Source organism: Paenibacillus paludis, from assembly GCF_042610515.1.
Lineage (GTDB): Bacteria > Bacillota > Bacilli > Paenibacillales > Paenibacillaceae > Paenibacillus_AQ.
The window spans coordinates 190604-207663 of the sequence record NZ_JBGJZP010000009.1; the positions used below are offsets into that span (position 1 = coordinate 190604).

Here is a 17060-nt window from a genome sequence, read left to right on the forward strand (position 1 = left end):
ACGGCAGTCCGAGTCATAATGCTTATGCCGGCCTGCCGTTTTAATAAGCAAAGATGGCTTTTACAGCAATCCCGCATGTGAAAAAAGGACGATATCCCGGGGCCATTCGACTGCTGGATATCGTCCTTTTGAGTACGGCGAAGCCGTTTCCGCTTGTGGCAGCAGAGGATTCAGGAAGAGGGCTTGCTGAGTGTAGCAGAGCTAAGCCGATAAATCTGGTCTTCCAGAACCGTACTTGCCTTGCCCAAAAATTGTGTGATGAGTTCAAGCTCTTCTGCCGTATACGAGGAAGCAAGGTTCAGCATTTCCGAGTGAAGCTTGAGGTAGGTGCTGCTTACCTCTTCCTTATTCTCATACAACGGGACAATAATCACTTTGCGGCGGTCATTGGGATCATTTTGCCTGCGGACATACCCGCTTTTTTCAAGCCGGTCAATTAATGCGGTAACGCTGCCGGTAGTCAGCCCGGTCAGTTTGGACAGTTCCCCGGCCGTAATGGGACCTTTCTCACGCAGGATATCTACGGATAAAAAATCATTATTGTATAACCCGAGGGAAGCGGCCACGTTCTGCTGATAGATTACCGTTCGGGTTCCCAGTCCACGCATGAGTAGGGTGAGTTGTTCCTGCAGCTCCGTAGGTTGATCTTGTTCATGACTTGACATAAGACAACCCTCCTTCTGGAATGTTAATATCTCGATGGGCCAGATATTACAATCTTAAAATATTTGATGGTATGTAATAAATTAATTTTATTTTATCGAAACCATTGATATTTTGCAAAACAAGTTCAAAATAGTGTGGACCACAGTGATTGGAACAACGGTCTGGTCGCGGACCATTCGCACCAAGTGCTCATGCCTATCCTGTTCACCAAACGAGGGGTGTCCCAAGCAGCCATTTCATGGCTAATGGGACGTCTCTTTTTGTTTGGTGAAATTAATCAACTATATCAGTTGAACTGAAGAACTACCTAAATAGATTGAACTTGAGAATTACATTTAGGGATAAGTGACGGAGGGGGATTTTGGAACTGTAGGAGCGATAGCGACCGCCTTTGTCTCCGGATTTCAACCGCAAGTAGCGGTATAAATCAAGAAATCGGGAGACAACAGCGGCCGGAAGTCCAAACATTCTCTGTAGTCACGGCCAATCCCAAAATAGAAGAATTATAAGTTCAATATATTGATAGATTAAAGCTTGACGGTTAATACAATAATGGAATAAAGTATTAAAAGAAACTAAATATCAAATTAAATAAAGTTTCAAATATATCAAAGGGAGCAATTGAATATGGGACAGATGATCCGAGGATTCGCCGAGCTAAGCCCGGAGCAATACGTCGAAGCAGGAGGTAAGGGAGCGATGCTCTCCAGAATGCTTCAGGCGGGATATCCTGTGCCGGAGGGATTTGTTGTCTTTCCTTCGGCCTTTGAAGGCGATAAATTAAAGGAAGAGGCTTGGACTGAAAGTGCAGCCAGGTTGCGGAAAATCCGCATGTCACATAGAAATGTACGATTTGCAGTCAGATCTTCGGGTTTAAGTGAAGATTCCGCTGAGGCATCATTTGCCGGAGAATTCGAAACGGTGCTGAACGTGGAGACAGACGAACAGATTCGCGAAGCTATGTACACGGTCTATCAATCAAAGGATAGCGAACGGGTTCAAGTCTACAGCTCCATGCAGGACATGGACTCCTCCCATAAGGTTGCCATTGTCGTGCAGCTGATGATTCACTCGGAAATCTCCGGAGTCCTGTTCACCGCCGACCCCATTACAGGCAGCCGCACGGTTCTGCCGGGGAATTATGTCTATGGGCTGGGAGAACAGTTAGTTTCAGGGGAGAGCAACGCTTATTCCTTCACACTGGCAAGGAACCGGGGCAGATATGAAGGCCCGGATGATTTCAAGCGGTATGCAGCCAAGTTATACCGGTACGCATGCCGGCTGGAGAAGGAGCTGGGAGCTCCCCAAGATATCGAGTGGGCGGTCGCAAAGGGGCGGGTCTACCTCCTGCAGACGAGACCGGTTACGACCTTGAACCCGGGAAACCGCAATACCTTCGAGATCAACGACTCGCTGGCCGGTGATTTTCTCTGGACCAATACCAATGTGGGCGAATCCATCTCTGGTGTCTTAACACCTCTGACCTGGTCTATCCTGCGCTCCTTGGATGAAGAGTACAATATTATTCCGGGGCATTATGTAATGTCCGGCAATATTTGCGGAAGGGTGTACACTAATGTTAGTCTTTCGGTATCAATGTTCTCGGCATTTGGACTGAACACCAAGTCGATATGGAAGAAAATGAGCCGGGTGTTTGGAGAGCTTCCTGAAGGCATGGCTCTGCCGGTATATCCATTTACCAAACGGGAGCTCCTCAAGACAGTGCTTCCCAAGATGATGCACAGTATGAAACAAACGCGCAAGACCGTTAGAACCCTTCCGCAGTTTCTGGAAGATTCACCGGAGTGGTGCAGACGGCTGACAAGCAGACTCCAAGCCGCAACAACCCGCAAGGAACTGCTGTCGCTCTGGAAGCAGGAGCTGTGGCCGCAGAATGTCACGGCGCTGTGGTCGGCGCTGGAAGCGCCCTCTGCCCAAATGCAGAAGTTTGAGAAGCTGCATAAGCAGCTCAGCGAGGCAGTCGGAGAAGAAAAGGCCAATATGCTGCTGTCCAACGCCGGAGAAGCCGCCCAGCTGGAAAGTCTGGGACCGCTGATCGGAATATCCAGAGTAATAAAGGGAGAAATGAGCCGGAAGGAATACCTTGTGAAGTATGGCCACCGGGGACCGAATGAAATGGAATTATCGTACCCTGACCCGGGAGAAGATGACGCGTGGCTGGACAAGCAGATCGCTGAGTTCCGCAAGGCCCCTATGGACGTGGAGGACATCCTGCAGAGACAGCGGGTCCGGAGCGGAGAAGCCTTGAAGGCGTTCGAACGCCAGTTCCCGGCAAAGGCCAAGCGGATTGCCCGGCGGATAGAGGAAGCCTCGGAGGGCCCGCGCCTGCGGGAAGCCGTCCGTTCCGAATGGACCCGAACGATGCGGGTGAACCGCGCATTTGCGCTTAAAGCGGGTGAGCTTGCGGGAATTGGAGAGGATGTCTTTTTTCTTTATCTGGATGAGATTATGGATTGGCTTGCCACAGGCAATCTGACTGCTGTACAATATTTTTCTGCACGTAAGCAAACGTATGCAAGGTATCAGTCATTGCCGCCGCTGCCCTCGATGCTCCGGGGACGTTTCGAACCGTTCAAGTGGGCGAAGGATCCGCACCGGCGGCTGGATTACTACGATGCTTCCCAACCGGTCCCCTTATCTGAACACCCTCATGCCGAAAGGCTGAAGGGTTCTGCCGGTGCCGCAGGTAGGATTGAAGGGCGGGTGCGTGTACTGGCCAAACCGGAAGAGGGAGAGCAGTTTCAAGCCGGTGAAATTTTGGTCGCTTCGACGATCAATGTGGGCTGGACACCGCTGTTTCCGAGAGCTGCGGCCATTATAACCGATATCGGTGCGCCGTTGTCGCACGCGGCTATCGTAGCCAGAGAATTGGGTATCCCTGCTGTTGTTGGCTGCGGCAGCGCGACAGCAAGGTTGAAGACCGGCGACCGTGTTATTGTGGACGGGGGACAGGGAGTAGTAGAACTTATTGTGAACTGACATATGGAAATATGGGAAAATTCATTACAAGTTAATTTTAACAGGACAGGATGTGTGTACTATGCCTACAGGCGGGAAACGAAACATGGGATTGCGTGAACGTAAAAAGGCGAAGTCCATGGCAGAGGTTCAACGGCATGCCCTGCGGCTGTTCCGTGAGCAAGGCTATAAGTCAACCACTGTGGAACAGATTGCCGAAGCTGCTGAAATTTCCTACAGCACTTTTTTTCGCTACTTCTCAAGCAAGGAGGATGTGCTGACCCGTGATAATTATGATCCTCTGCTCGTGTCTGCCTTTGAGGCACAGCCGCCCGAACTTAGTCCGCTCCAGGCGCTCAAAAACGCCATGATGTCCGAGGTGATTGATATGTCTGAAGATGAGCTGGCTACGATGCGCGAACGGAATCAGCTTGTGATTGCGATTCCCGAGCTGTGGTCAGCGATGATGAACAGCATGACGCAAATGATGCAGCTGATTGCGGAGATGGTAGCGGGGCGTGTTGGCCGTCAGCCGAATGATCTCGCAGTTCGCACTTTTGCGGGAGCGGTCATCGGTGTGAACATCTCGGTCATGCTCCATTATGCAGAACACCCGGAAGAGGATTTCGCGGCAGTGCTGGATGAAGCGCTGAGCAAGCTGGAGGACGGACTGCCGTTGTAAGCAACTAATTCTTTTTAGAGGTACTTTCTTTTTGTGGAGAAGTAGGGTTTCACCAAGCCTTTCGGTTTGCCGGAGGGCTGTTAATGTTTTCAAATTAGCTATTGACCCGCCGGTTTATTTCTGTACCGTAAACCGTGTAAACTCAGGTAGAGGATAAGTGGCTGTTTATTGTAAAGGAGAGATGAGATGATGCATTATACAATCCGGCTCATGGAAGAGCAGGATGCGCGGGAAATTGTAAAATGGAGATATGAAGCGCCGTATGCGATGTACAATCTGTCTGACGATCCTGAAGACATTCAGGAACTGCTGGACGGCTCCTATTATGCTGTGATCAGCCCTGAGAATGAACTGGCCGGGTTTTTCTGTTACGGGCGCTACGCGCAGGTTCCCGGTGGAATCCGTGAGGGTTTATACATAGGTGACAGAGCGCTCGATATCGGTCTTGCTTAAAGCCGGAACTCACCGGACGAGGCAAAGGGCGCGATTTTCTGGAGTCCGGTATGGAATTTGCCCGGCGGATGTACGGCCCTGAGCGATTCAGATTAAGCGTGGCCGCGTTTAATCAGCGGGCCATTGCTTTGTATACCGGTCTTGGCTTTAAGCCGGCAGGGGAGTTCGTAAATAACAATGGAGAACACGAAATGATGTTCTTGTTGCTGGAGATGTAGATTCAATTTGATTGAGTGCTATATAGATTGAACTTGGAAAATTAAAAAAAGGGTGAAAGTGACGGAGGGGAAGTTTGGATACTTACGGAGCGACAGCGTCCGCCTTTGTCTGTGGATTTCAACCGCGAAGAGCGGAATAAAATCAAGAAATCTGCAGACAACAGCGGCCGGAAGTCCAAACATTCACCGCAGTCACGATAATAACCCAAAATAGAAAGATCTTAAGTTCAATCAAATAGTTGTTGCTGCAGGTTAACCTTCTTGTGATTTGTGCTCTTTAAGAGCGGATCACACAGAAGTTTTTTTGCATTTGATTAAGGATCGTAGAGCGGGTTATCGGCGTTTGTTCACAGAAGGGACAATATCTGAGGTGTGCTTAACGCAGTGAATGTATGGATTTCTCGAGAAATATGTCAAGAAACATATGCAATCTGCTGCCGGGATCACGCGGAAAACCTAAACAAAACCTGTTTGGAAACGCTTAATGTAATATGTTTGTCACAAATTATAACATGCACAATGACAATGTGCCTGAGTGCGCGTTTTGAGATTGAACTATATTTAGAATAAAAGTAATATAAATAAATAAATTTGGAATATTGACCAGCAACTGCTGGAAAGCACGCGTTACCTCAACTATTTTATGCAGGCGAAATAGAAGAAGGAGGGGTGTTCAATGCCCAAAGGTATCCCGAATCTGTACATTGAGCCTGATTGTGAGCACAACCGCCAGTTTGCTAAAGGCTGTGCCGCACCGAGCCCTGGCGAGATCACAAAGGGTTGTGTATTTCAAGGCTCCCAGGCTGTTCTGCTTCCTATCTCTGATGCCGCGCACCTGGTACACGGAACATCCGGCTGTCTTCAGAACAGTTGGAGCATGCTGGAAGCCGGTATGCCGGGAGGGCCGCTGTCGAAGTTCGGATTTTCCATGGGGCTTACGGAAATGGATATTATTCTCGGCGGGCAAAAGAAACTGTTTGAAGCTATAAACTATATCGTGGAGCACTATCGTCCTCCCTGTATATTCGTATATGCCACCTGCATTACGATCCTCACCGCCGAAGATTTGGATACGGTGTGCCGCAAAGCCGAGAGTCTATGGAGCATACCTATCATTCCGCTGCATAATTCGGGACTCACGGGGAGCGGTAATATGGGAAACCGCCAGGCGGGCGAAGCGCTGTTCGAAAAAGTCATTGGAACCTGTGATTCAGACCCCAGAAAATTAACCCCTTTTGATATTAATCTCATTGGTGATCATCATTTCTCCAAAGAAGGACATGAAATTGAAGCTATGCTATCCAAAATAGGGATCCGTGTCATCTCGCGCATTGCCGGCGAATGTACGTTCAGCGAGCTGCGCTCGGCCCATCAGGCCAAACTGAATATGCTGGTGTGCAGTCGCTCGATGGTTACCTTGGCCCGGAAAATGCGTGACTCCTTCGGTATTCCTTATTTTGAAGGCTCGTTCTGCGGCTCCCGGGAGATTCGCTTCTCCCTGCGGCAGCTCTCCTTCCACTTTCAGGATGAGGGTCTGGACAAACAGTTGCACCGCTATATGCGCCGGGAAGAGGAACGCCTTAATAAGGAAATCCTCCGCCGCTACAAATCGCTCAAAGGCAAAAAGGTTGTGCTGTTCACCGACGGCATCGAAAGCTGGATCTATATCTCGCTGCTCTATGAGCTGGGGATCAAAATCGCCGCCATTGGCACGAATCAGAATGCACAGGAGGATCTGTCACGGATCAAAGAGAGGATTCATGAGGACACACTACTGGTCGTCCAAAGCGATGAAACCCGGATTCTTAAGCTGTACCGGGAACGGAAGGCCGATCTGATGATCGTGAGCGGACGCAATGCGTTTGTGCCTCTGAAGGAACGGATTCCTTTTATGAACATCGATGAAGAGCAGCATGGGGGATATGCCGGTTATGATGGAGTTAGAAGATTTGCTCAGGGTCTAATGGATACCCTTGAGCAGCCCATCTGGAAAATAATCCGCCGGCGTTCACCGTGGGAGGTGGAAAGCTATGGACAAGGCTGACAGAGCAGCCTCGAAGCCGCTGTCTGTCAATCCCTTTCAGACCAGCCAATCGGTTGGCGGTGTGCTTGCGCTACAAGGGATCTACCGTGCCGTACCGGTTCTGCATGGTGCACAGGGCTGCGCGGAATCAGTGAAAACGGTGCTATCCCGCCATTTCCGCGAACCGATTTCGCTGCAGAACATTGCCATCCATGAGCAGAATTTGATTTTTGGGGGTGGGGATGGCATCCGCGAGATGATCCGGCTGGTCATGGAGAGGCATCATCCGGATGTTGTCGCGCTGATAGGCACCTCCCTGACAGAGGTAGTGGGCGAGGATCTACTGGGAACCGCTGAAACTTATTACAGGCAGCATAAGGAGATGTTCAAAGATAAGCTGATGTGCGGGTTGTACCTCCCCGACTATGAGGGCTCTCTGGAATCGGGTTATGCCAAAACGGTGTTTGCCGTGATCCAAAAAGTCATCCGAAGTCGCGGAAGGCTGTCACGGAAGAAGAAGCGGGGCCGAATCAATCTGCTGCCGGGATCTCATCTGACACCGGGGGATGTGATGGAGCTGAAGGAAATGATAGCTTCTTTTGACATCGAGGTTATCGTCCTGCCGGATTTGTCCTCCTCGCTCACCGGGCATTTAATGACAGGGCATACTGCACTCTCCCGGGGAGGCATTCCGTTGGATTATTTACGGGAGATGCTTACGAGCACGTATACGGTTGCGATCGGCAGCTCGATGGAGCCTTGTGCGAGACTGCTGCAGGAGGAACTGCAAATCCCTTATCAGATGTTTCACGGTGTAACCGGCCTGCGGGAAAGTGATGAATTCTTCCTGTTCCTCCGGCAGTTCAGCCAGAGTGAAGGACAGAATAAATACCGCTGGCAGCGGCAGTTCCTGCTCGATTGCTTGCTGGATACCCGTTCGGTCTTTAGAGGGAAACGGATTCTTGCCGCGCTTGAGCCCGATCATCTGGTTGCGCTGTACCAATGTCTCTCGGAACTCGGAATCAAGTCCTTCGGCGCGGTCATCTCCGCCGCTTCACCGGCTGTGGCTGTGATCCCGGAAGCGGTGCAGGTTGGCGATCTGGAGGATCTGGAGCGGATGGCCGCCGGGGGTGCCGACCTGTGGCTGAGCAATTCATACGGAGAGCAGACCGCGCTTAAGAACGGCATTCCGTACTTTCCGTTGGGCTTCCCTGTCTTTAACCGCTTTGGGTCACCGGCCAACGTTTCGGTTGGTTACCGGGGAACGGCCGATCTGCTGAACCAAATCGCTAATATTATGAATAGCAAGGAGAGGATCAGCTGATGAAGATAGCCTTTGCGTCCAACGAGGGCAGAGCTCTGGATTGTCATTTCGGGCAGTGCACATCATTTTCCATTTTTGATTTCGGGGAGAAGGGATACCGCTTGCTGGAGACAAGGCCGCTTCCGGCCCCGCAGCCGGAGACGGAGGAATGCGATAAATTCCAGCAGAGGGTGGATCTTATTCAGGATTGTACGGTTTTATTAGTAGTGAAGATTGGCGGTGATGCCACTAAAACAGTCTTGAAAGCAGGCATTATCCTCCTGCAGTCCGAACAGGGGAGCGAGATTATCCCGCAGCTTGAACAACTAGGGCGGATGCTGAAGGAGCGTCCGCCCCTGTGGCTGGTCAAAGCTTTGAAACGGGGGCAGGGACTGGGGCGAGCGGATCATCTATTATGATGGCGAAAGTATGCTGGACCCCTTTTTAGTCGGTGACGGCATCTGTGCAATCGAACAGATGGAGTTTCACCGGCGGTTGAGCGAATAGCAGAACACAAAACGGGTGCTGTCCTTTGTCAAGGGCGGCACCCGTTTCTGCTTATGAGGGCACGATCATGAAATGAATCTTTAGGCAAAAGGAATGGCGGCAATCTGGATGCAGTGGGTTGGACAGCTGTCAAAGGCTTCCTGCAATTCTTCGTGCAGATCCTGTTCAATGGCTGTTATGCCCCGATTCTTGTCTCCTTCATAGATCACTCCGGCAATTCCGCTGTAGTCCAGATCGAAAATGTCAGGAGCTGCGGAGTTGCAGGCGCCGCAAGCGATACAGGCCTCCTGGTTGACACTGGCAAATTGACTCATGGTTTTTCTCTCCTCTGTTTTTTGATGAACTCCGTAATAAACCTGAAGATCTGTCAAATAACATATCTCCTAAGGACTACAACATTCCTATACATGTCATTTTACATCCCCTCAATGACCAATCACAACGGTAAAACAGACGAATTAACAGTAGGTTCATCGAATGTGTCATATAAGCTGACTCTAATATTACAAAAGTGTACTTGTCATGAAAATGATTGCGCTTTTACAGATGTGTGTTACGAATTTGTTCGGGATTTATTTTATATATGTCATGTAATATCGGAAAAATAACGGTTACAAATGTCTGTTTGCGAATGAATAATAGATATGCCTGGATTATAGTTCGTCTATGCCGTTGACAGCTTTTTCAATTTTGTTATGATCTAGTCAATTCCAGAGCAACAACAGATTCAGACTAATTCAAAGGGAGTGTGGAGAAATGACGAGAAAGATTGCAATCTACGGTAAGGGCGGAATCGGGAAGTCGACTACACAACAGAATACAGCGGCGGCATTGGCTTATTTCCACGACAAAAAAATATTTATCCACGGCTGTGACCCAAAGGCTGACTCCACCCGGATGATCCTTGGCGGGATGAATCAAAAAACTTTGATGGATATGCTCCGTGATGACGGTGCAGAAAATATCACCACCGAGAAGGTAGTCAAGGAGGGCTATCTGGGTATCCAGTGCGTGGAATCGGGCGGTCCTGAACCGGGAGTCGGCTGTGCCGGCCGCGGCGTTATTACAGCGATTGATCTGATGGAGAACAATGGAGCCTACACTGAAGATTTGGACTTTGTATTTTTTGATGTACTGGGTGACGTAGTATGCGGTGGATTCGCAATGCCGATCCGTGACGGTAAGGCACAAGAGGTGTACATCGTGGCATCTGGCGAGATGATGGCTATATACGCGGCGAACAATATCTGTAAAGGTCTGGTGAAATATGCCAAGCAAAGCGGTGTCCGCCTTGGCGGTGTCATCTGCAACAGCCGGAATGTGGACCGGGAAAGAGAGTTTCTGGAAGAATTCACTGCTTCCATCGGCACGCAGATGATTCACTTTGTACCCCGCGACAATATTGTGCAAAAAGCTGAATTTAACAAAAAAACGGTTGTTGAGTATGATGCGGAGTGCAATCAGGCGCATGAATATGGAGAGCTGGGACGTAAAATCCTCGAAAATGAGAGCTTCGTAATTCCCAAGCCGCTGAGTATGGATGAGCTGGAAGCGATGGTTGTTAAATACGGAATTGGCGACTAAGCGGATGCTTGCGAAGCGAGAGTTATTGCGAAGAAATACAGGAAGGAATGCTCCATAAAACTTAGCGTATGCTTTCGAAGCCAGTTTTGTTCGAAGTGACTCAGGAAGTAAATGCTCACAAAACTTTTTAGGAGGAATGATTATGCCGCATCATACATTTAAGTGCAGTGAGTGCATCCCTGAACGGAGACAGCATGCAGTGATCAAAGGTCCCGGTGAGGATTTGACGTCAGCTCTTCCCGAAGGGTATCTCAACACTATTCCCGGAACGATCTCTGAACGGGGCTGTGCCTACTGCGGAGCCAAGCATGTTATCGGCACGCCGATGAAGGATGTTATCCATCTAAGTCATGGTCCGGTGGGCTGTACCTATGATACCTGGCAGACCAAACGCTACATCAGCGATAATGACAACTTCCAGATCAAGAACACGTTTGCGACGGATGTAAAAGAAAAGCATATCGTATTCGGAGCGGAAGGGCTGCTCAAGAAAAATATCATTGAAGCGTTCAAGGCTTTTCCTGAAATCAAACGGATGACGATTTACTCTACCTGTGCCACGGCGTTAATCGGTGATGACATCGGCGCGGTTGCCCAGGAAGTCATGGATGAAATGCCTGAAGTTGATATCTTCGTCTGTAATTCTCCCGGGTTCGCGGGTCCAAGCCAATCCGGAGGCCATCATATCATTAATATCGCCTGGATCAAGCAGAAGGTAGGAACGGTGGAACCTGAAATCACCAGCGATTATGTAATCAATTATGTCGGCGAGTACAACATCCAGGGAGACCAGGAGGTTATGGTTGATTATTTCAAAACCATGGGTATTCAGGTGCTGTCCACCTTTACCGGAAACGGCTCCTACGATGATCTGAGAGCGATGCATAGAGCGCACCTCAATGTTCTGGAATGTGCGCGTTCCGCCGAATATATCTGCAACGAGCTGCGGGTGAAATATGGAATACCGCGTCTCGACATTGACGGATTTGGCTTTGAGCCGCTGTCGGCATCACTCCGCAAAGTCGGATTATTCTTCGGCATAGAGGACCGGGCACAGGCGATTATCGATGAGGAAACTGCCAGATGGAAGCCGGAGCTTGACTGGTACAAGGAACGCCTGCAAGGCAAAAAAGTATGTCTCTGGCCGGGCGGGTCCAAGCTCTGGCACTGGGCGAATGTCATTCATGAGGAAATGGGACTTGAGGTTGTCTCCATGTATACGAAATTCGGCCATCAGGGCGACATGGAAAAGGGGATTGCCCGCTGTGATACGGGTGCGCTTGCGATAGATGATCCGAACGAGCTTGAAGGACTGGAAGCTCTGGAGATGCTTAAGCCCGACATCATTTTAACCGGTAAACGTCCGGGCGAAGTGGCCAAGAAAGTACGTGTTCCTTATCTCAATGCGCATGCCTATCATAATGGTCCTTACAAAGGCTATGAAGGCTGGGTCAGATTTGCCCGCGATATTTATAATGCGATCTACTCGCCGATTCATCAGCTGTCCGCCCTGGATATCAGTAAGGATGCGATTCCGACGGATAAAGGCTTTGCTACCCAGCGGATGACCTCTGATGCGAATTTGAGCGAAGAAATCCGGTCTTCTGTAACGTTAAGACAATATACAGGCGGGTATGATTCGGTATCCAAACTGCGGACCAAAACCTATCCGCATCTGCAAAATCAGCTTGCCGGCGTTTAGGTATAGGGAGGAGAGCCCATGGAAGAGTTGATGAAAGAGAGAGTTGCACAGCTGGAAAATTATATTTTGAAGCATTGTTTATGGCAGTTTCATTCCCGCACCTGGGACAGGGAGAAGCAGAACGAGGGCGTTCTTTCAAAGACCATGCAGATTCTGTGCGATGAACCCGTGGACAAAGGAACCCCCGCAGACCGCTGCTATTGGGTAGATGCCGTAATTCTGGCGGAAGAGTACAAGAAGCGGTTCTCGTGGCTTGCGGCTTTGGACAAAACGGAAATTAAGCTGTTGATGCAAGGGCTGAAGGAACGGATCGATTATGTAACCATTACCGGATCGCTGAACAAAGAGTTGACCGTCAAGCAATATTAATTCGTCGTCAGCTCTACAACAGGTCCAGTCAAGGTGGACGCGCACATGAATAATCGGAGGGGGTAATACTATGACTTGTGAAATCGTTCGAAAGGAACGCGGCGGTGTTATTAATCCGATATTCACTTGCCAGCCTGCAGGCGCGCAGTATGCCAGTATCGGAATCAAGGATTGTATCGGAATCGTTCATGGAGGGCAGGGCTGCGTAATGTTCGTCCGCCTGCTGTTCTCGCAGCATTTCAAGGATAACTTTCTACTCGCCTCGTCTTCCGTGCATGAGGATGGAGCGGTATTCGGCGCATTAAACCGTGTGGAAGAAGCAGTTGATGTCCTGCTTATGCGATACCCGGAGATTAAGGTGGTGCCGATCATCACCACCTGTTCCACGGAAGTCATCGGTGACGATGTGGACGGTGTGATTTTGAAGCTTAATAGCGGGCTTTTGGCGGAGAAGTATGCCGGCCGCGAGGTGCATTTGATACCGGTTCATACGCCGAGCTTTGTGGGCAGCCAGGTGAGCGGGTATGATGTGGCTGTGGAAGCTTTTGTGAAGTATTTTGCCCAAAAGGACCAGCCGAACGGCAAGCTTAATCTGATCACTGGCTGGGTTAATCCCGGAGATGTGACGGCACTCAAGCACCTGCTGGCCGAAATGCAGGTGGATGCGACGGTGCTGTTTGAAATAGAAAGCTTTGATTCTCCGATAATGCCGGATAAAAGCGGAGAATCGCACGGCAATACGACGATTGCCGATCTGGCCGGAACGGCCAACGCACTGGGTACCATTGCGCTCAATAAATACGAAGGCGGTAAAGCCGCCAAGTATCTCCAGAATGAATTTGATATACCGACGGTCATCGGACCTACTCCGATCGGTATCCGCAATACAGATACCTTTTTGCAGAATGTCAAACAATTAACGGGCAAAGCGATTCCGGAATCCTTAGTCCGTGAACGCGGGGTAGCCATCGACGCCCTGGCTGATCTTGTGCACATGTTCCTCGCCGACAAGAAGGTAGCGATCTACGGACATCCCGATCTGGTTATCGGTCTGGCTGAGTTCTGTATTGATCTGGAGATGAAACCCGTCCTTCTGCTGCTGGGTGACGACAACACGACCTATAAGAATGATCCCCGGATAAAGGCGCTGCAGGAAAACGTGGAATTCGATATGGAAATCGTCTTGAACGCCGACCTGATGGAACTTGAAACCCGCATTAAGAACAAGGATGTGGATTTGGACCTGATCCTGGGCCACTCCAAGGGCCGTTTTACCGCCATCGACAACAATATTCCCATGGTGCGTGTCGGGTTCCCAACCTATGACCGCGCGGGATTGTACCGTCATCCGACTGTTGGATATGCAGGTGCGATCCGGCTGGCTGAAGAAATCGCCAACACTTTGTTCACTGATATGGAGTACAAGAAGAACAAGGAATGGATTTTGAGTGTGTGGTAGGACCTGCGTTACCCAGGACTATATACGGGAAGGGTGAATCGTTATGCTGGTAACGGAAACAGATGTAGAGGCATTTGAAGAAAATTATCGGGATGCCATGGGATATCATCGCCGTGCGGAGCAGTTTTTGCATCAAAAACAGCGGCTAAGCCTGGTATTCAATGTTGGCTCTGTTGCGCTGGAACGGTACCTTGTCGCCTTATGCCACCTATATGGGATCATGCCCTTGAATCACAATTATATCTGTCTCATGAATGCAGTGGAATCTGTCATTGATGTTCCCAAAGAGCTGAATAAGGAGATCCGGTCGCTGGATTTTATTTTCGGTATCTGTTCGCTGGATGATTATTTTCATGGCACACCGAAGCCGGAGGATTCAACCCGTGTGCTGACCATGTGTGAAAAGGTGCGGCAGCTCTTTGATCCGGGCAGGATATCCTTGGCGAGAGCAGCTGGTGCCGTTGGCTGAGATGCGAATCCATTATCTGCAGCATGTAGCTATGGAGGACCCGGGCAGTATTCTGGCCTGGGCTAGTGAGCAGGGATGCAGTCTTACGCATACGTTGTTCCACGAGTCGGGTGCGCTACCGGCTGTGGACAGCTTTGATTGGCTGCTGATCCTTGGCGGCCCCATGAATATTTATGAAGAGGAGCGCTTTCCGTGGCTGGCTGAAGAAAAGCTGTTCATCCGTTCTGCCATTGCTGCCGGAAAGATAGTGATCGGTCTTTGTCTCGGAGCCCAGCTTATTGCGGATGTGATCGGCGGACAGGTAACGGCAAACCGTGAGCCTGAAATCGGCTGGCTGCCGGTACGTTGGAGTGCCAAAGCCCGGGAACACCCGCTTTTCTCTTTTTTTTCTGAAACCTCTATCGTGTTTGAATGGCATTATGACACCTTCAGCTCTTTGCCGCCCGAGGCGGAGGTTCTTGCCGGAAGCGATGCGTGCGCTCATCAACTCTTTATGTACAACGAACGGGTTTTCGGATTCCAATTCCATCTGGAGACTACACGAGCGATGCTGGAGCAGTTGATTGCGGAATACAGGAGTGAGCTGCAGCCTGCTGCCTATGTGCAGTCTGCGGGGGGAATGCTCGCTCATCCGGAATATATCGTGCTGAACAACACCTGGATGGCGGAGTTTTTGAACCGGCTCAGCGAACAGGAAAGGAGGAGCAGGTCCTGATGGAGCATATCAGCTATAAGCAAAGGGACTGCCGCGACCAGGATAAAATCGTGGATTTCCTGACTGTCGCAAGAATTGGCATTGTAGGAATCGGCGGGGATGCTTATCCCTATGCCGTGCCGGTCAATTATGTATGGCATCAAGGCTCTGTATATTTCCACGGCATGGGTTCGGGCAAAAAAGTGCGTCTGCTCGCGGAGCATCCGGCAGTAAGTTTCACCGTGTACCGGGAAGACAGCACGTTGATTGATCCGGTCCCCTGCAAGGCAGATACCGCATATTTCAGTGTGATGCTGTTTGGTGAAGCAGCCAAGGTTACCGATATGAGTGAGGCAGCTGGAGTCCTTCAGAAGATTCTGGAGAAGTATACACCGGGCTTCTATAAGCAGGAAATGTCGGAACGTATGGTAGCGAAATACAGGTCCTCCATGGATGGGAACGGAGTAGCCGTCTACCGGCTGACTCCGGTTCATCTGACGGCCAAGGAAAATGCGGCTGTCTGAGTAAACGTTCCGGCAGTATACAGCATAAGTCCGGAGCTTCACTTTAGCAGGAGTACCCTGCACTCAATCACATATGGATGGCGGAATTCCTGACGCGTACATGCCAGAGTCTCCTGTTAAAGGGGGCTCTTTATCTTTCCGGGTTCGGGTTAACCGATACTCCGTAAATTTGCACTAGGGCAAAAAATATGTTCTAATTTTAAGTATATTCTAAACCCCAGCTTTTTTGTTGCATATACATGTAGTATCCTGAAACGAACATAAGTGGTCCGGCCAATTTACAGAGGAGGCGATGGTATGTTTAAGAAATTGCTGAAAAAAGTGATTCATTCCGTTGAGCATTCCCAGCATAAACACTCCAGCAGCAAACGGGGAAAGCAAGGATATGGCCGTCATTCCAGCTCCGATAAGAAAATACAGTATTCCCGTCATTCCAGCAGTGACAGACCAAGATCCCGGGGAGGCTCTTCTTCGGACTACCGTCATGGCAGCGGTCATAAAGGGCATAAATATTATAAGAATAGATACGGCAGCCATTCGAGCTGAGCGGTTAAGACGTAAGCCCCGGGAGGCTTGCCGATAGTTCGGAGACAAACTCGGAGGTGCTCTGATAAGGTACACCTTCACCGAGCAGCCTGATGAGAATAAGCTCCAGCTGTGGTGAGAGCTCAAGCTCCTCCATCCAGCTGCCTTCAGCTGCACCGGATGTGGGGTTGAAACGGGAGTAGAGCATGAACAGCATCAGATGTCCGATATCAAATAGATCACCTTGTATGGTTGCAGGCTTCGATGGCGTTACGCTGTTGAAGCCTGTTTGTGTTTGCTGCCGGGCTGCTGTGTCATTGCCGCCGATCGGCGCAGCTAATCCGAAGTCGATCAGATAGAGGTCTTCACCCCGCATAATCACATTTGGAATACGGATATCCAGATGAACAAAACCCTTTGAGTGAACATATTGCACACGTTCCATAAGCTCCAGTGTCCACTTCACCGTGTTCTGTTCTCCGAAAGTCCGGCTGTCTGCAAAGATCAGATCCTCTAACGTTTTGCCTTCCACATAATCTGTCACCAGCCAATAGGAGCGGTTCTCGCTGAAATAATTGCGGCAGGCCGGGATGAAGGGATGCTCCAGCTGTGAAATGACCTCCCGTTCCCAGGCCAGCATTTTTTGCCCGATTCCTTTCTTGCTCGGCTTGGCCTGCTTCACAGCTACAATCTGCTGCTCCTGTTCGTCCCTACACCGGTAGGTAATTCCGTAGCTGCCAACGCCAATCTGCGCTATAATTCTGTACCGCTTACCGATAGAACTGCCTTTCTCCAGCGGATAGTCCGCCCATGCCTGCAGGAAGCTTTTTAGATATTTGTACACGTTGATGTTACCTCGTCTTCTTCATTTCTCATGATTAATAAATTATATCATTGGCCTTG

Annotated in this window: 18 protein-coding genes; 15 read left to right on the forward strand and 3 right to left on the reverse strand. The window is 49.9% G+C overall.

The features are described 5' to 3' along the window. Nucleotides 1-170: 170 nt before the first annotated feature. On the reverse strand, nt 171-665 hold the full coding sequence (locus tag ACAN56_RS19095; protein ID WP_038589990.1) for a MarR family winged helix-turn-helix transcriptional regulator: 495 nt from the start codon (nt 663-665) through the stop codon (nt 171-173). A gap of 628 nt (nt 666-1293) precedes the next feature. Between ACAN56_RS19095 and ACAN56_RS19100 the strand changes: the two genes are divergently transcribed. From ACAN56_RS19100 to ACAN56_RS19130, 7 genes are all read left to right on the forward strand, one after another. Further along, on the forward strand, nt 1294-3666 hold the full coding sequence (locus tag ACAN56_RS19100; protein WP_379145007.1) for a PEP/pyruvate-binding domain-containing protein: 2373 nt from the start codon (nt 1294-1296) through the stop codon (nt 3664-3666). Nucleotides 3667-3751: 85 nt separating this feature from the next. Beyond that, nucleotides 3752-4327 (forward strand): acyl-CoA-like ligand-binding transcription factor, encoded by a 576-nt coding sequence (locus ACAN56_RS19105; RefSeq protein ID WP_081966167.1) that lies wholly within the window; start codon nt 3752-3754, stop codon nt 4325-4327. 186 nt (nt 4328-4513) lie between these two features. Next, nucleotides 4514-4780, forward strand: a complete 267-nt coding sequence (locus tag ACAN56_RS19110) for a hypothetical protein (RefSeq protein WP_379145010.1) — start codon at nt 4514-4516, stop codon at nt 4778-4780. Nucleotides 4781-4830: 50 nt separating this feature from the next. Next, nucleotides 4831-4998 (forward strand): N-acetyltransferase, encoded by a 168-nt coding sequence (locus ACAN56_RS19115; protein WP_379145012.1) that lies wholly within the window; start codon nt 4831-4833, stop codon nt 4996-4998. Nucleotides 4999-5674: 676 nt separating this feature from the next. Then, complete coding sequence (locus ACAN56_RS19120; RefSeq protein WP_038590002.1) at nt 5675-7042, forward strand: nitrogenase component 1; 1368 nt, start codon at nt 5675-5677, stop codon at nt 7040-7042. Continuing rightward, nucleotides 7029-8345 carry a nitrogenase iron-molybdenum cofactor biosynthesis protein NifN gene (gene nifN / locus ACAN56_RS19125; RefSeq protein WP_379145015.1) on the forward strand — a complete coding sequence of 439 codons (1317 nt, stop codon included), beginning with the start codon at nt 7029-7031 and terminating at the stop codon, nt 8343-8345. The genes ACAN56_RS19120 and nifN overlap by 14 nt, the downstream gene beginning before the upstream one ends. Next, nucleotides 8345-8743: a NifB/NifX family molybdenum-iron cluster-binding protein gene (locus tag ACAN56_RS19130; RefSeq protein ID WP_052092004.1), complete on the forward strand. Its 399-nt coding sequence runs from the start codon at nt 8345-8347 to the stop codon at nt 8741-8743. Before nifN ends, ACAN56_RS19130 begins: the two co-directional genes overlap by 1 nt. A gap of 168 nt (nt 8744-8911) precedes the next feature. Here ACAN56_RS19130 and ACAN56_RS19135 read toward each other — a convergent pair whose 3' ends face one another. Next, nucleotides 8912-9145: a ferredoxin gene (locus tag ACAN56_RS19135; RefSeq protein WP_038599442.1), complete on the reverse strand. Its 234-nt coding sequence runs from the start codon at nt 9143-9145 to the stop codon at nt 8912-8914. Between the two features lie 442 nt (nt 9146-9587). On the opposite strand from ACAN56_RS19135, the gene nifH reads away from it, so the two are divergent. The 8 genes from nifH to ACAN56_RS19175 all read left to right on the forward strand — a co-directional run bounded on the left by nifH (nt 9588) and on the right by ACAN56_RS19175 (nt 16178). Continuing rightward, nucleotides 9588-10415 (forward strand): nitrogenase iron protein, encoded by an 828-nt coding sequence (nifH, locus tag ACAN56_RS19140; protein WP_038590008.1) that lies wholly within the window; start codon nt 9588-9590, stop codon nt 10413-10415. 142 nt (nt 10416-10557) lie between these two features. Beyond that, entirely contained in the window at nt 10558-12117 is a 1560-nt protein-coding gene (anfD, locus tag ACAN56_RS19145; protein ID WP_379145018.1) for a nitrogenase iron-iron protein, alpha chain, read from the forward strand. 18 nt (nt 12118-12135) lie between these two features. Then, a complete protein-coding gene (gene anfG / locus ACAN56_RS19150) occupies nt 12136-12486 on the forward strand; it encodes a Fe-only nitrogenase subunit delta (protein WP_379145020.1) in 351 nt (116 codons plus the stop codon). A gap of 70 nt (nt 12487-12556) precedes the next feature. After that, nucleotides 12557-13945, forward strand: coding sequence for a Fe-only nitrogenase subunit beta (anfK, locus tag ACAN56_RS19155; protein WP_379145023.1), 1389 nt, complete (start codon nt 12557-12559; stop codon nt 13943-13945). A gap of 43 nt (nt 13946-13988) precedes the next feature. Continuing rightward, nucleotides 13989-14414 carry a hypothetical protein gene (locus tag ACAN56_RS19160; RefSeq protein ID WP_038590022.1) on the forward strand — a complete coding sequence of 142 codons (426 nt, stop codon included), beginning with the start codon at nt 13989-13991 and terminating at the stop codon, nt 14412-14414. Nucleotide 14415: 1 nt separating this feature from the next. Next, nucleotides 14416-15129 (forward strand): type 1 glutamine amidotransferase, encoded by a 714-nt coding sequence (locus tag ACAN56_RS19165; RefSeq protein WP_038599445.1) that lies wholly within the window; start codon nt 14416-14418, stop codon nt 15127-15129. Continuing rightward, nucleotides 15129-15632, forward strand: coding sequence for a pyridoxamine 5'-phosphate oxidase family protein (locus ACAN56_RS19170; protein WP_379145026.1), 504 nt, complete (start codon nt 15129-15131; stop codon nt 15630-15632). The genes ACAN56_RS19165 and ACAN56_RS19170 overlap by 1 nt, the downstream gene beginning before the upstream one ends. 297 nt (nt 15633-15929) lie before the next feature. Beyond that, nucleotides 15930-16178 carry a hypothetical protein gene (locus ACAN56_RS19175; RefSeq protein WP_379145029.1) on the forward strand — a complete coding sequence of 83 codons (249 nt, stop codon included), beginning with the start codon at nt 15930-15932 and terminating at the stop codon, nt 16176-16178. Between the two features lie 4 nt (nt 16179-16182). On the opposite strand, the gene ACAN56_RS19180 is transcribed toward ACAN56_RS19175, so the two are convergent. Beyond that, the gene (locus ACAN56_RS19180) at nt 16183-17001 is read right to left on the reverse strand and encodes a serine/threonine protein kinase (protein ID WP_379145032.1); all 819 of its coding nucleotides are present in this window, start codon (nt 16999-17001) and stop codon (nt 16183-16185) included. Nucleotides 17002-17060 lie beyond the last annotated feature (59 nt).